We start from the raw sequence: 14,865 nt of genomic DNA on the forward strand, positions 1-14,865 counted from the left end.
TTCATTCGTAGGCTGGTAGAAATACTTAAATAAAATCAATGTTTACGCAGGTCCGCTCAGCAAAACGCAGAGTATCTCCTGTTGAGGATAACAAACACAAAGTTGTAATAAAAGCAGTTTATGTTGTCCTTGAGCCACAATACCAAAATTCCTTAACGGAAGCTGCGAAGTCAATAAATGAAATGAATGGCCCAATAGGTATAGACCTTAGTGGCTATCTAATTGAAGAACTTAGAAATGAAAATAATTTTACAGATTTTAAAGCTGACATATCAAATGCGGATATATTTGTTGCTTCCCTAATTTTTATCGAAGATCTAGCACAAAAAGTAGTTGATGCTGTTTCTCCATACAAAGACAAACTTAAAGCATCTATTGTCTTCCCCTCGATGCCAGAAGTAATGAGATTAAATAAGTTAGGTTCATTTAGTATGGCTCAATTGGGTCAATCTAAAAGTATAATTGGAGATTTAATAAAAAAGAAAAAAGAATCTGATGGAGCAAGCTTCCAAGATTCAATGTTGAAATTGTTAAATACACTACCATCAATACTTAAATATCTACCAGTAGAAAAAGCTCAAGATGCGAGAACATTTATACTGAGTTTTCAATATTGGTTAGGTGGTACGACTGAGAACTTAAAAAACTTCTTGTTAATGATTTCTGAAAAATATGCAGTTTCAGAGGACATAAAAGATCAAATAGAAGAATTCAAAATACAAGATCCTGAAACCTTCCCAGATTTAGGTATTTGGCATCCTCTGGCTCCATGTATGTTTGAAAGTCTTAAAGAATATCAAATTTGGGAAAATAACAGGAAAGACATTAACCCTAAAGATGACAATACTCCAACAATAGGATTAGTACTTCAAAGGAGCCATATAGTTACCGGAGATGATGCTCATTACGTTGCTGTAATACAAGAGTTGGAATATAGAGGAGCAAGAGTTCTTCCCATTTTCTGTGGAGGTCTAGATTTTTCTAAGCCAGTCAACGAATTTTATTATGATTCAATAAATAAAGATACACCAATTATAGATGGAGTCGTATCTCTGACAGGATTTGCACTAGTTGGAGGCCCCGCAAGACAAGATCATCCTAAAGCTATTGAAGCTCTAAAAAAACTAAACAGACCTTATATGGTTGCACTTCCATTAGTTTTTCAAACTACTCAAGAATGGGAAGATAGTGATTTAGGACTACACCCAGTGCAGGTAGCACTTCAAATTGCAATTCCAGAACTAGATGGTGCAATTGAACCTATCATTCTCTCAGGTCGTGACGATGCTACAGGTAAGGCACACACACTCCAAGATAGAGTAGATGTAATTGCTGGAAGGGCTATAAAATGGTCAACTTTACGTGTTAAGCAAAGAAAAGATAAAAAATTAGCTATTACAGTATTTAGTTTTCCTCCAGACAAAGGGAATGTAGGTACAGCTGCATATTTGAATGTTTTCGGTTCAATTTACAGAGTTCTTCGCGAAATGAAATCAAAAGGATATCAAATAGAAGGACTTCCAAGTAATTCAAAAGAATTAATGGAAAAAGTAATTAATAATCCTGAAGCAATGGATGGTTCTCCCGAATTAAACATTGCCCATAAGATGTCAGTAAGTGAATATGAAGAGTTCACACCATATTCACAAAGACTTGAAGAGAATTGGGGTAAGCCACCTGGAAACCTAAATAGTGACGGACAAAACCTACTTATATATGGAAAACATTTTGGAAATGTTTTTATAGGCGTTCAACCCACATTCGGTTATGAAGGTGATCCAATGAGACTACTTTATTCAAGAAGTGCTAGTCCTCATCATGGTTTTGCAGCTTATTACACTTATGTAGAAAAAATATGGGGTGCAGATGCTGTTCTTCATTTTGGAACTCACGGTTCACTTGAATTTATGCCAGGTAAACAGATGGGTATGAGTGAAACATGTTATCCGGATTCTCTTATTGGATCATTACCAAATTTGTATTATTATGCGGCGAACAATCCTTCTGAAGCAACAATCGCAAAAAGAAGGGGATATGCCTCAACTATTAGCTATTTGACTCCCCCAGCAGAAAATGCAGGGCTTTACAAGGGACTTAAAGAACTTAGTGAGCTTGTCGGCTCTTATCAACAACTAAGAGAAAATAGTAGGGGAATTCAAATTGTTAATGCAATAGTTGAAACTTCTAAACAGTGTAATCTTGATAAAGATGTTGATCTCCCTGCAAAAAATATAGAAGAACTTTCTCTAGATGAAAGAGATCTATTTGTTGGCAATATCTACAAACAGTTAATGGAAATAGAAAGTAGATTATTACCGTGTGGTCTTCATACCATCGGAGAAGCTCCAACTGCTGAAGAAGCTGTAGCAACCTTGGTAAACATAGCATCTTTAGAAAGAGAACAAGAGGGCTTAAGATCTCTCCCTGGACTACTGGCAGAATCCCTAGATCTTACTATTGACCAAATTTATGATGGTAATAATAAAGGTGAACTCAAATTTGTAGAGTTAAATGAAAAAATCATAAAAACTGCAAGAGAATCAATATTTGCTATGGTTAAATCTTTAAAAATTGTCGATGGTAGAGTTTATCTAGAAAAATCACTTCTTTCTAAACTTTTTGATTTTCTTAAAGTATTTGGTATAAATCTACCCACTCCATGGTTAAGAGTATGTAGATTTAATGGATTTAATGAAATAAATCAGAAGGAATTAAATAAATTATTTGATTATTTACTTTTCTGCTTGGAACAAGTCTGTGCAGACAAAGAAATGGATAGCCTTATTAAAGCATTAGATGGTAATTATGTTTTGCCAGGACCAGGAGGAGATCCCATAAGAAATCCAGGTGTTTTGCCTAGCGGTAAAAACATACATGCACTTGATCCTCAATCAATTCCAACTACAGCAGCAGTAGCCGCAGCAAAGTCTGTTGTTGACAAATTAATAGAAAGACAAAAGGAAGAGCAAGGTAATTGGCCTGAAACAATTGCGTGTGTTTTATGGGGCACAGATAACATCAAAACTTATGGAGAATCTCTGGCACAAATCTTATGGTTTGTTGGAGTAAAACCAAAACCAGATTCTGTTGGGAGAATCAACAAATTAGAATTAATTCCTTTAGAGGAACTAGGTAGGCCAAGAATAGACGTTGTAGTTAACTGTTCTGGAGTATTTAGAGATCTATTTATCAATCAAATGGCATTAATAGATCAGGCAGTCAAATTAGCCGCTGAGGCTGATGAGCCTTTGGAATCAAATTTTGTAAGAAAACATTCATTAGAACAAGCAGAAAAAGAAGGCACCTCTATCAGAGAGGCTTCTGCAAGAGTATTCTCTAATGCAAGTGGTAGCTATAGTTCAAATGTTAATTTAGCTGTAGAAAATTCAACTTGGGAAGAAGAGAATGAACTACAAGAAATGTATTTATCACGTAAAACATATGCTTTTAATGCTGATAATCCAGGTGAAATGAATCAAAAGAGAGAGGTTTTTGAATCTGTAATGAAAACAGCAGATGTTACATTTCAAAACCTTGATTCCTCAGAGATTTCCCTAACAGATGTAAGTCATTATTTTGATTCAGATCCAACTAAATTAATAAAAACATTAAGAGATGATGGAAAAGAACCAAGTAGTTACATAGCAGACACTACCACTTCTAATGCTCAAGTTAGAACACTTGGAGAGACTATCAGATTAGACTCAAGAACAAAACTTTTAAATCCTAAGTGGTATGAGGGTATGCTCAAATCTGGTTATGAAGGAGTCAGAGAGCTTTCTAATAGACTAAATTATACTCTTGGTTGGAGTGCGACAAGTGGTCAAGTAGATAATTTTGTATATGAAGAAACAAATGAAACATTTATAAATGACGAAGAGATGAGGAAAAGATTAATGGATCTAAATCCTAATAGTTTTAGAAGAATAGTAGGGACTTTGCTAGAAGTCAATGGTAGAGGATATTGGGAAACTTCTGACGAAAATATAGAACAGTTGAAAGAACTATATCAAGAGGTAGAGGATAAAATCGAAGGTGTTAAAGAATAATAATCTTATTATTTTCTATAAATCCTATCAGCAACTTTTAGAATTTGATAATTCATTTTTACATTGTGAACTCTCACAATATCAATATTAAAGTGGGAACAAACACAACTTATTGCAAGGGTTCCAATATCCCTTTCTTTGGGATTTTTCTCATCCAAAATTTCTCCTAAAAATCTTTTTCTTGATGCACCAATTAATATTGGTAAATTTAAGTTTTTAAATACATCTAAGTTTTTTAGAATTTTCAAATTTTGATTAATATCCTTTGAAAAACCAATTCCGGGATCCACAATTATATTGCTTTTAGATATATTTCTTTCTAAAGCAATTGTTATTAAACTATCAAGAGAAGTTTTAACTTCACTCAATAAATTACTGTATTTGGAAAGTTTATTCATATTTTGACTATTTCCTCGACTATGGGTAATAACAAATGGGCATTTGAATTTTGAAACTACATCCAGAATTTTTCTATCTCTTCTTCCTCCAGTGACATCATTTATCCAATTAGCACCATTTAAAAGAGTTTCGTAAGCTACCTCAGAATTAAATGTATCAATAGAAATCAAAACATCTGGATATTCAGATTTTATTAATTTAAGATATGGGATCAATCTTTTTATTTCTATACTAGATCCAACTTCTTCAGCCCCAGGTCTCGTACTCTGGGCACCAAGATCAATAACATCCACACCATTACACACAAAATGATTGACTTGATCTAAAACTTTATTTATAGAATTTAAATCTCCACCATCACTAAATGAATCAGGAGTTAAATTAATAACTCCCATAATTGAAGTTTTTTGTCTCCAGCCTTTTGGCCATGGATTTTGCTTATTGATAATTTGCAATTCTGGCAAAACTATTTGGATCTAATGAAGCCCCTCCAACTAAGACTCCATCTATATCACTCATCGACATTATTTCGTCAATATTATTAGGTTTAACTGATCCTCCATATTGAATAATCACATCATCGAAACCTATTAATTTTCGAATCAAAGAACATATATTATTAGCGTCTTTAGCCTCACATGTTTTACCTGTCCCAATAGCCCAAATTGGTTCATAGGCAACAATTAAATTTGATGGATCTGTATTTTCTAGCCCTTGTTCTACCTGTCTAGTGATAACTCTATCAGCCTCTCCTCTCTCTCTTTGTTCTAGTGTTTCTCCAACACAAACTATGGGAGTAAGTCCACTACATTGAGCAAAAACTGCTCTTTTATTAATTTGTTCATCACTTTCACTAAAATATTTTCTTGGTTCACTGTGACCAACTATTGCATATGAGACTCCATGTTCAATCAGCATTTTTGGAGATATTTCCGCAGTAAATGCTCCTTCATCTTCCCAATGAATATTTTGACTAGAAATATCTAAATAATCAAAATCAGAATGCTTAGAAAAGGTTGAAATAGCTGTAAAAGGTGGCGCAATAACAACTTTACGATCATCTCTGATGTTTTTTATTAAAGGTATAAACTCTTCTAAATAAGACTTCGCTTCAGCACAAGTCATATGCATTTTCCAATTACCAGCAATAACAGATTTTCTCAAAATACTATCTCCAAGAAAATTATATTAATATAAATTGAGTTGAATAAGCCAACTATTCAAAAATTAATTCATTTTTTAGAAATATAACTTTATCTCCCTTATTTAATTTTCTTCCTCTCCTAGTTTCTATTACACCATTAACTTTTACAGAGCCAGATTTAATAAAAGTTTTTGCCTCTCCTCCAGAGGAGACCAAATTTTTCCATTTTAAGAATTGATCTAATTTCATTGTTTTTTATGCCCCAAGATATTGATAAAGTAGGATAAATAATAAAATATATAATATCTTGAGACTAATACCACCAGTCAGACCATATTTAGATAGGTTCATAAAGGGTTTTATATGCATGCTTATATATGTAGCTTGTTGGCCTTTGTTAGCTTATTTAGCTGGAAACTTAATCCCAGCAATTGGATCAGGTGATCTATCAAAAGTTTCTAGCATAATAATTAAGTCTTTATTAGTATTTTTAATTCAAAAAACTGCTCAATTTGGACAGGATGTATTCATAGCAAAACCATCATTAGAAATTAGTGAAGTAATGAGGGGAAATTTATTTAGCAAAATTCAAAAAATAGATATGACTTCTGTCCAGAAGATTTCAGCCGGAGATATCACATACAGACTTACAGAGGATGCTGATAGAGTAAGCGAAGTTATTTATAAAACAGCTCAGGATACTATTCCATGTACCTTACAATTATTAGCTGTAATAATATATATGTTTTATTTAGATTGGTCACTCACATTATCAACGTTTTTTTTAGCACCATTGATTATTCTTTCAGTTAATAGTTTTGGAAGAAGAGTTTTATTCGCATCTGAGAAAAGTCAAGAATCAACCAGTAATTTAGCAGAATTAATAGGTGAATCTATAAATGGAATGTCGACGATAAGAGCTTTTGCTGCAGAAAATTGGATTGAGAATAGATTTTATAAAAGATTAATTGCAAATAAAAAAGCAAAATATAAAACATTAAAATTACTAGCATTTCAGCATCCAGTTGTAGGCTTCATAGAGGCATTTGGAATATTAGCAATATTAGGTTTAGGCGCCGCAAGAATTAATTTAGGCCTTCTAACTAGTGAAGAATTTAGTAGTTTTTTTGCTGCAATATTGATGCTTATTGATCCAATAAGCCATGTAAGTACAAATTTTAATGATTTTAAACAGGCAGAAGCATCAATAAAAAGGTTGAATAATATAAATCTAGAACCTATTGAAGATAGTAAGAAAAATTTCAAAAAGTTATATAATATTGAGGGCAATATACGTTTCAAGACTGTTAATTTTGAATACAATAAAGATAATCAAGTTCTTAAAAATATAAATTTAGAAATTAAAAAAGGTGAAGTTACAGCTTTCGTTGGAGCTTCAGGGGCTGGTAAAAGTACAATGATGGCATTGATATTGAAATTTATAACTCCAAATAATGGAGACATTTTTATTGATGATAAGAATCTAAAATTATTGAATACAAAAGATATAAGAAAAAATATTGCACTAGTACAACAACAACCTTTTTTATTTTCAGGGAAAATTATTGATGTAATAAGAATGGGCAGGAGTTATACCGAAGAAGAAGTAATTGAATCAACAAAAAAAGCTAATGCTCACCACTTTATTGAAAATCTTCCTCATCAATATGAAACTAAGATAACTGAAAGAGGATCAAATTTCTCAGGTGGTCAGATCCAGAGGATAGCAATTGCTAGAGCAATACTAGGAAACCCATCTATTCTTCTTTTAGATGAGGCTACAAGCGCATTAGATGCAGAATCTGAGTCAGAAGTTCAAGAAGGGCTTAATAGAGCAATGAAAGATAGAACAGTTATTGTAATTGCTCATAGATTAGCCACTACACAAGGGGCAGATAAAATAGTTGTCTTCGATAAGGGCGAAATTGTTGAGGTTGGGAAACATATTGATTTACTAAATAAAAAAGGGATTTATAAAGAATTATGTGAAAAACAATTGATTAAAAAGTTATGATCCTATTTTATTTATTAATAAAGTTAAATCCATGAGTGAAAATACAAATGATTCTGCCAACCCAGTTTTAACCTTTGAAGGTAAGAAGTATTTGATAAATGATCTTTCTAATGACATAAAAGAATCTATAAAAGGATTACAAATAGCAGAAACACAACTTAAAATGCATGAAGATACTTTGAAATTACTTTCAATTAGTCGAAACTCCTTGGTGAATCAATTAAGAGAAAAACTAAAAGACTTAGAGTAAAGTTTTAATCTTCATGTATTTCTTGTAGAGAGTAAGTATTGATTTTATTACTTTGCAAGGCTTTGATTGCTTTAATGGCTGCCTTCGCTCCAGGGATGGTTGTAAAAGTAGGAATATTATATTCTAAAGCAGCACGCCTTAAATATGCGTCGTCATGAAGAGCCTGTGATCCTATTGGAGTATTAATTATTAATTGAACAAGTCCAGAACGAATTAGGTCCTCTATATTTGGTCTTCCTTCATGGACTTTTAGCACTTTTTCAACATTAATGCCTAAATCTACCAAGTATGCAGCTGTACCTTTTGTTGCAATCAATTTAAATCCTAAAATCAACAATTCTCTGGCAATTTCTTCAAGATTTTTTTTATCTAAATCATTAGTAGACAAAAAAGCAACTCCTTCAGAAGGAACACCATTTCCTGCTGCCAATTCCGACTTAGCATAAGCAATTCCGAAATCCTTAGCTAAACCCATTACTTCCCCAGTAGATCGCATTTCAGGACCTAGAAGTGTATCAGATCCAGGAAATCTTTTAAAAGGTAAAACAGCTTCTTTTACTGCCTGAAATTTTGGAGAAAATTCTTTAGTAAAATTAATATCTTCTAATGTTAAACCTTGCATTAACTGGGTCGCTAATTTTGCAACTGGTTTACCTATGGCCTTGGAAACGAATGGAACTGTTCTGGAAGCTCTCGGATTAGCCTCAAGAATAAATAATTTGTTTTCTTTATTATTTAAATTTGTCACTGCAAATTGTAAATTAATCAAACCAACAACATTTAGTTTTTGTGCAATTAATTTAGTCCAAGTCTTTACATTATCTATAGTTGATTCCGAAAGAGAAATTGATGGTAAACAACAAGCTGAATCTCCCGAATGAATTCCTGCAGGTTCAACATGTTCCATCAAACCAGCAATTACAACTGAACCTTCTGAATCACATAAAGCATCAACGTCTATCTCAATAGCATTATTCAAATATTGATCGAGAAGGATTGGATGATCAGGTGATACCTTAACTGCTTCAGAAATGTATCTAGATAATTCATTCTCATCTTTAACAATTTCCATTGCCCTGCCTCCTAAAACATAAGAAGGCCTTACGACCAAAGGAAATCCAATATTTTTGGCTACCTTTTGTGCTTCATCTTGATTACGAGCTATGCCGTTTAAAGGTTGCCTAATACTTAATTCTTCAAGTATATTTGTAAATTCTTCTCTATCTTCTGCTATGTCGATAGATATTGGAGACGTTCCAAGAATTTTTGTACCAGTTTTTAAACCCTCATCAGTTTTAAGCCATTCAAATAAAGGTAATGATAATTTCAATGGAGTTTGACCTCCAAATTGAACTATCAAACCATAAGGATTTTCAGCTTCTATTATGTTGAGAACATCCTCCAAAGTTACAGGCTCAAAATATAAAATATCGCTAGTATCATAATCTGTTGATACAGTTTCTGGGTTACTATTAACCATTATTGTTTTGTAACCACTTGTTGAAGCTTGATATGAAGCATGACAACAACAGTAATCGAATTCTATTCCTTGACCAATTCTGTTTGGACCTCCTCCAAGAATCATAATTTTCTTTGACTTATTATTATCTGAAATCTCGCTATCAAAAATTTCAGAATTTAAATTAATAAAGGATTCTTCGTAAGTTGAATAATGATAGGGAGTCGAAGATGAGAACTCTGCTGAACAAGTATCGACTGTTTTATAAATAGGTATAATATTTAGATCTTTTCTATATTTTCTCACTTCAAAAAAGTCAGACTTAGTTAACTTTGCTATCTGTTGATCTGAAAAGCCTAATTGTTTAGCATTTAGCATCAAATCTCTATCTAGATCAATAAGTCCTTTTTCTTTCAAAAATTCATTTTCAAAATTAAATATATTACGTAATTTCTCAATAAACCAAGAATCTAAATTAGTAACTTCTTGAATATAAGAATTGGTTTTGCCTATCTGCATAGCTTTTTTAACTATGAGAATTCTTTCAGACGTAGGTGTTCTTAAACTATTATTTATGTGATTCTCGTTCTTAAATTCATCTAGTGAATCACATTCCCATCCAAAAATACCTACTTCTAAGGACCTTAATGCTTTCTGAAAAGATTCTTCAAAAGAACGCCCGATTGCCATTGACTCACCTACGGATTTCATTGAAGTGGTTAAGGTATTTGAAGAGCCTTTAAACTTTTCAAATGCAAATCTAGGGATTTTAGTAACTACATAATCAATTGATGGTTCAAAACATGCAGGTGTTTTTTTTGTAATGTCGTTAATAATCTCATCAAGTGTATAGCCAACCGATAATAAAGCCGCAATTTTGGCTATGGGAAATCCAGTTGCTTTACTTGCCAATGCAGAGGATCTACTCACACGAGGATTCATTTCTATTACAATTACTTCTCCATTAGATGGATTTATTGCAAATTGAATATTACTCCCTCCAGTTTCAACTCCTACCTCTCTAATAATTTTTAATGACATGTCCCTCAATCTCTGGTACTCCTTATCTGTTAAAGTCTGTGCGGGAGCTACAGTAATGGAATCTCCAGTGTGGACACCCATTGGGTCTAAATTCTCAATACTGCAAACTATTACTACGTTATCTGCTGTATCTCTCATTACTTCTAATTCAAACTCCTTCCATCCAATAAGTGATTTTTCAATTAATATTTGATCCCTTGGACTTTCCTCTAATCCAGTTGTACACAATTCAATAAATTCTTCAAGATTAAAAGCAATTCCACCTCCTACACCACCCAAAGTAAATGCCGGCCTTATTATAAGAGGATAGGAATTAATTTTTTTTTGTACTTCTTTAGCTTCAGCCAGGTTAGAAGCTATACCAGATGGGCAAACATTTACATTTATCTTTTCCATCGACTCTTTAAACAATTTTCTATCTTCAGCTTTATTAATAGCTTTTAAATCAGCACCAATTAATTCAACATTATTTTTTTTTAAAAAATCTGACTCTGATAATTTAACCGCTAGATTCAAAGCAGTTTGACCTCCCATAGTGGGAAGAATAGCATCAGGTTTTTCTCTTAAAATTATCTGTGAAATGATTTCAGGAGTCAATGGTTCAATATATGTTTTACTTGCAACCTCAGGATCAGTCATAATCGATGCCGGATTTGAATTTATCAATATAATTTCATAACCAGCTTTTCTTAAAGCTTTGCAAGCTTGAGTGCCAGAGTAATCAAATTCGCATGCTTGTCCTATAACAATCGGACCTGAACCTAAAATAAGAATTTTTTTAAGATCACCTCTTTGAGGCATAATTTAAAACCTTCATTTATTTCATGCTACTTATAAATCATCAGATTTTAATGAAGTTACTTGAAAAGCAACATTTGTTTCTATAGTATTGAAAGAAAATAATTTTTTATGAGCGAACTTCAGCGACTTAAAAGTTTGTTACCTCCAGAGAATGAAAATTGGGTATTTGTTGAAGCTGCTGCAGCTATAGATCCACCTTTAATAACGCTTGAGGAAATTGGTCGTGACGAAGTAGAAATCCAAATTGATTTAGATGAATGGGATAACTTTGCAATTGACCACAGAAATCTATTATTTTGGCACGAAGTAGGCAAGATCCAAAATGACACAATTCCCAGAGATGGTTGGGAAATGGCAGCTCTTGCTATTGGGCTTGGAGGAGCGATAGGGGAGTTGTGGGTACAAGATGGGCTACTTTTATTACTTGCTCTTGGTTTATCAAGTTTTGCAGGTTATAGATTATATATAAAAAATAATTCTGAAAAAAAACTTCAAGATGCTATATTTGCAGATGAAAAAGCTATAGATCTTGCTTGTAGATTTGGATATAGCATACCAAATGCGTATAAAAGTCTCGGAGGAGCATTAAAGGAGTTAATAGATAAAACGCGAAAAAAGAAAAAAAGAAGTTTCTTTGAGGATAGATTAGATGCTCTAAGAAAAAGTGCTGAAAAAGCTAGATCAGAATTGTCTCAGCAAGAAGGTTCAGAAAAATCTGTCTCAAGCGAAAATGTATATGGACAATAAAAGTTTGGTTTTAATGGCAGCTAAAGCTTGTGATGATAAAAAGGCAAAAGACATAAAACTTATAAAAATTGACAAGGTATCTTTCATAAGTGAATGGATACTGATCGCAGAAGGATTATCTGATGTACAAGTTAGATCTATCACTAACTCTGTTGAGGGAGAGCTTAGAGATAAGGCTAATATTGAACCAATAAGAAAAGAAGGTTTTAACGAGGCAAAATGGGCCTTACTTGATTATGGCGATTTGATTGTAAATATTTTTCAACCAGAAATAAGAAAATTTTATGACCTTGAATCATTCTGGAGTAATGGAGATAATCTTACATTTCCATAATTATTATTTTATGAGCCAATCAAAATGTCCTGTTCCTAGAGAGCAACAACCCACAAATGAATACATTGAATTATCAAAATCCAATATTTTTTCATGGCCAAAAACGAAAAAATCATTAATTCTTGTATTGATTAAATTCTGGTTATTTACTTTTGTTATATTTCTTGTTATTTCTTCTGGAAGTATATATTTCAAGACATCTCTTTTAAAATATATTCTATTAAGTTTTTTTAGTAGTTTATCAATACCACTTTTAATTGCCATCAAGTTATATCTTGGTTGGAATCATGTCTTTAAGAGATTAACATCAGAAAGAGTTGAGTACGAAGAATCCGGTTGGTATGACGGTAATGTATGGATAAAGCCCTTAGTTTTAAGAGAAAAAGAATCACTAATAGCCTCAATTGAGGTAAAGCCTATTTTAAAAAATTTAATTCAAATTTTTTCTATTATTTCAGTAATAGCATTATCAGGAATTTTGCTTTTTCAATATAACAATTTCTAAATGAGTTCAAACTTCAAAAACCTATACACATCGAATAATCCTCCTTTAGAAGCAATTTTAATGAGAGGCTCAAATATTGAGTCAATCCATAAAATTCATGCTGTTATTACGGACAAAAAAGGTAGGGTTTTAATGTGCGCAGGAAATCCAGAATATAAAAGTTTTATAAGATCAGCATTAAAACCTTTTCAGGCAATACCTTTTGTTAGTAGTGGAGCTGCATCAAAAATAAATAATGATTCAAAATCAATTGCATTAGCATGCGGTTCACATAGTGGATCAAAACTTCATTCAAGGGAAGCCTTCAAAATATTATGGGAATATGACATCGACATTAATAATCTGAAATGTCCAAAATCAAAGATAAGTCCTTTAGAACATAATTGTTCAGGCAAGCATGCTGCTTTTTTAGCTACATGCAAAAAAATGAATTGGCCATTAGATACCTACTTAAAGGGGAATCATCAACTTCAAATAGAAATATTCAGAATTATTTCTGAATTACTTGAAATCCCAATATCTGAAATAAACGCAGAACGTGATGATTGTGGTGCCCCAACTCTTTATTTAAAACTATTAGAAATGTCAAAATTATATTCACTTCTGAGCAGTTCCGACAATGCTGAATTAGAACAAATCAGTAGGGCGATGACAACTAACCCAATAATGATAAGCGACAACAATAAATTTGATACAGAAATAATTAAGGCATCCCATGGACAAGTTATAGGTAAAGGTGGTGCAGAGGGAATACAATGCTTATGTAAGGTAAATGAAGGCATAGGACTTGCATTAAAAGTAGAAGATGGTTCAAAAAGAGCCAAGCATGCTGTTAGTCTTCATTTACTAAAACAGTTAGAGTGGATATCTGACTTAAGAATTCACGACATAGAAGAAAAAGTGTTTAATTTTTCTGAAGGAGTACGAATTGAAGTTAAAGGTAAATTAAAATTCCAAGAATCCTAAAGAAATAGAAAAAATTACTCTTTCAGATGTATGCTATATATATGTCGCGGGGTAGAGCAGTCTGGTAGCTCGTCGGGCTCATAACCCGAAGGTCGGAAGTTCAAATCTCCCCCCCGCCACCAAATAGGAGCAGCTTAGCGGCTGCTTTTTTAATTTATGCAATTATTTTCAGTATTTTTGGAGATATTATAAAACAATAGGATTTACAAAGAACTAAAGAGAGCTTATTAGAGGCTATTAGAGTTCCTTTTGCATGGAAAATTTTAAATCAACTCTCACTATTAGACCAATAATGATTAAGAAAATTCCAATGTAAGAGTTGAAAGATAGTTCCAAAATACTTAATTAAATTTCTATCTAAATCTTAGCTCATAAATCTTTTTTATTAAATATTCTAATAAGAAAACAATTTTTTAAAAAATAGGAATAATATCTCTTTCTTGTTGAATAAGTAAATTATTAAGGTAAAGTGTCATATAAATTTAGAAAAAATATATGCAGAATTTGCTTCAGCGGGATCTAGGTTCAAGCTTGCTATCAATAGCAATTATTTTGGGATTGATAGGTTTATTTTCTGTTTTCTTGAGAATATTTACAATTTCAATAAAAAGAATCCTTGAAGCAGTATTTAAAAAATCTTAATTATTAAAATAAATAAAATATTTATAGTTAGTCACATAGTTCTAATCCCAATAGGTATAATAACCTAAAAATGTTAATTTTAGATAAGGCAAAGATAGGGGATTATGTTCAAATAAACTTAGAACTATCAAAGGATAGACTTAATAAAGAAATTCTTGATGATATAAATGTTTCTTCAGTGGCTAAGATAAATAATTTTAGAATAACTGATGGTAAGGGTATTGGAGTTATAGTGCAATTATCTAATGGTAAAGAGCAATGGTTTTTTGAAGATGAAATTGAGCTCCTCGACGAAAATGGTAATGTAATTAAAAAGAATTATCTTAAAAACGAGAATAGTAATTTAATATTTGAAGTTTTAAAAGGACTAAATTATGAAAATAAAAATAAGGTAAGAGAGTTACTTAATCCAATTAACTTTTCTCTCTGGCTGGTTGTATCGTTTAGAGATATTTTTTAATTCGTTAAAAATTTCTATAAAATAAAAATAATTTAATAATTTATTTAAATAAAA

Annotated in this window: 12 protein-coding genes and 1 tRNA gene; 9 read left to right on the plus strand and 4 right to left on the minus strand. The window is 32.1% G+C overall.

Annotated elements, in window-relative coordinates; genetic code table 11:
- Positions 1 to 38 precede the first annotated feature (38 nt).
- Positions 39 to 4,049: a magnesium chelatase subunit H gene (locus PMT9312_RS04960; RefSeq protein WP_011376521.1), complete on the plus strand. Its 4,011-nt coding sequence runs from the start codon at positions 39 to 41 to the stop codon at positions 4,047 to 4,049.
- A gap of 8 nt (positions 4,050 to 4,057) precedes the next feature.
- Here PMT9312_RS04960 and folP read toward each other — a convergent pair whose 3' ends face one another.
- The 3 genes from folP to PMT9312_RS04975 are packed head-to-tail and all read right to left on the minus strand — an operon-like array spanning position 4,058 to position 5,841.
- Entirely contained in the window at positions 4,058 to 4,903 is an 846-nt protein-coding gene (folP, locus tag PMT9312_RS04965) for a dihydropteroate synthase (protein ID WP_036924619.1), read from the minus strand.
- Positions 4,887 to 5,612, minus strand: coding sequence for a triose-phosphate isomerase (gene tpiA, locus PMT9312_RS04970; protein ID WP_011376523.1), 726 nt, complete (start codon positions 5,610 to 5,612; stop codon positions 4,887 to 4,889). The genes folP and tpiA overlap by 17 nt, the downstream gene beginning before the upstream one ends.
- 52 nt (positions 5,613 to 5,664) lie before the next feature.
- Positions 5,665 to 5,841, minus strand: a complete 177-nt coding sequence (locus tag PMT9312_RS04975) for an RNA-binding S4 domain-containing protein (protein ID WP_011376524.1) — start codon at positions 5,839 to 5,841, stop codon at positions 5,665 to 5,667.
- Between the two features lie 118 nt (positions 5,842 to 5,959).
- On the opposite strand from PMT9312_RS04975, the gene PMT9312_RS04980 reads away from it, so the two are divergent.
- Complete coding sequence (locus PMT9312_RS04980; protein WP_049751222.1) at positions 5,960 to 7,606, plus strand: ABC transporter ATP-binding protein; 1,647 nt, start codon at positions 5,960 to 5,962, stop codon at positions 7,604 to 7,606.
- A gap of 31 nt (positions 7,607 to 7,637) precedes the next feature.
- The gene (locus PMT9312_RS04985; RefSeq protein WP_011376526.1) at positions 7,638 to 7,856 is read left to right on the plus strand and encodes a DUF6447 family protein; all 219 of its coding nucleotides are present in this window, start codon (positions 7,638 to 7,640) and stop codon (positions 7,854 to 7,856) included.
- 4 nt (positions 7,857 to 7,860) lie between these two features.
- Here PMT9312_RS04985 and carB read toward each other — a convergent pair whose 3' ends face one another.
- The gene (gene carB / locus PMT9312_RS04990) at positions 7,861 to 11,157 is read right to left on the minus strand and encodes a carbamoyl-phosphate synthase large subunit (protein ID WP_011376527.1); all 3,297 of its coding nucleotides are present in this window, start codon (positions 11,155 to 11,157) and stop codon (positions 7,861 to 7,863) included.
- A gap of 108 nt (positions 11,158 to 11,265) precedes the next feature.
- On the opposite strand from carB, the gene PMT9312_RS04995 reads away from it, so the two are divergent.
- From PMT9312_RS04995 to PMT9312_RS05020, 6 genes are all read left to right on the plus strand, one after another.
- Positions 11,266 to 11,904: a DUF3318 domain-containing protein gene (locus PMT9312_RS04995; RefSeq protein ID WP_011376528.1), complete on the plus strand. Its 639-nt coding sequence runs from the start codon at positions 11,266 to 11,268 to the stop codon at positions 11,902 to 11,904.
- A complete protein-coding gene (gene rsfS / locus PMT9312_RS05000; protein WP_036924515.1) occupies positions 11,894 to 12,238 on the plus strand; it encodes a ribosome silencing factor in 345 nt (114 codons plus the stop codon). Before PMT9312_RS04995 ends, rsfS begins: the two co-directional genes overlap by 11 nt.
- Before the next feature lie 10 nt (positions 12,239 to 12,248).
- The gene (locus PMT9312_RS05005) at positions 12,249 to 12,743 is read left to right on the plus strand and encodes a CGLD27 family protein (RefSeq protein WP_036924616.1); all 495 of its coding nucleotides are present in this window, start codon (positions 12,249 to 12,251) and stop codon (positions 12,741 to 12,743) included.
- Positions 12,744 to 13,709, plus strand: coding sequence for an asparaginase (locus PMT9312_RS05010; RefSeq protein ID WP_011376531.1), 966 nt, complete (start codon positions 12,744 to 12,746; stop codon positions 13,707 to 13,709).
- A 45-nt stretch (positions 13,710 to 13,754) separates the two neighbouring features.
- Positions 13,755 to 13,831: transfer RNA gene (locus tag PMT9312_RS05015), tRNA-Met, on the plus strand.
- Positions 13,832 to 14,421: 590 nt separating this feature from the next.
- Entirely contained in the window at positions 14,422 to 14,811 is a 390-nt protein-coding gene (locus tag PMT9312_RS05020) for a cytochrome b6-f complex subunit PetP (protein ID WP_011376532.1), read from the plus strand.
- Positions 14,812 to 14,865 lie beyond the last annotated feature (54 nt).

The sequence above is a fragment of the Prochlorococcus marinus str. MIT 9312 genome, from assembly GCF_000012645.1.
Taxonomy (GTDB): Bacteria; Cyanobacteriota; Cyanobacteriia; order PCC-6307; family Cyanobiaceae; genus Prochlorococcus_A; species Prochlorococcus_A marinus_L.

What these genes read in the sequence shown, in the direction of transcription:
- PMT9312_RS04960 (WP_011376521.1), top strand. Translation starts at nt 39, where the DNA reads ATGTTTACGCAGGTCCGCTCAGCAAAACGCAGAGTATCTCCTGTTGAG.
- PMT9312_RS04975 (WP_011376524.1), bottom strand. Translation starts at nt 5,841, where the DNA reads ATGAAATTAGATCAATTCTTAAAATGGAAAAATTTGGTCTCCTCTGGA.
- PMT9312_RS04980 (WP_049751222.1), top strand. Translation starts at nt 5,960, where the DNA reads ATGCTTATATATGTAGCTTGTTGGCCTTTGTTAGCTTATTTAGCTGGA.
- PMT9312_RS04985 (WP_011376526.1), top strand. Translation starts at nt 7,638, where the DNA reads ATGAGTGAAAATACAAATGATTCTGCCAACCCAGTTTTAACCTTTGAA.
- carB (WP_011376527.1), bottom strand. Translation starts at nt 11,157, where the DNA reads ATGCCTCAAAGAGGTGATCTTAAAAAAATTCTTATTTTAGGTTCAGGT.
- PMT9312_RS04995 (WP_011376528.1), top strand. Translation starts at nt 11,266, where the DNA reads ATGAGCGAACTTCAGCGACTTAAAAGTTTGTTACCTCCAGAGAATGAA.
- rsfS (WP_036924515.1), top strand. Translation starts at nt 11,894, where the DNA reads ATGGACAATAAAAGTTTGGTTTTAATGGCAGCTAAAGCTTGTGATGAT.
- PMT9312_RS05005 (WP_036924616.1), top strand. Translation starts at nt 12,249, where the DNA reads ATGAGCCAATCAAAATGTCCTGTTCCTAGAGAGCAACAACCCACAAAT.
- PMT9312_RS05010 (WP_011376531.1), top strand. Translation starts at nt 12,744, where the DNA reads ATGAGTTCAAACTTCAAAAACCTATACACATCGAATAATCCTCCTTTA.
- PMT9312_RS05020 (WP_011376532.1), top strand. Translation starts at nt 14,422, where the DNA reads ATGTTAATTTTAGATAAGGCAAAGATAGGGGATTATGTTCAAATAAAC.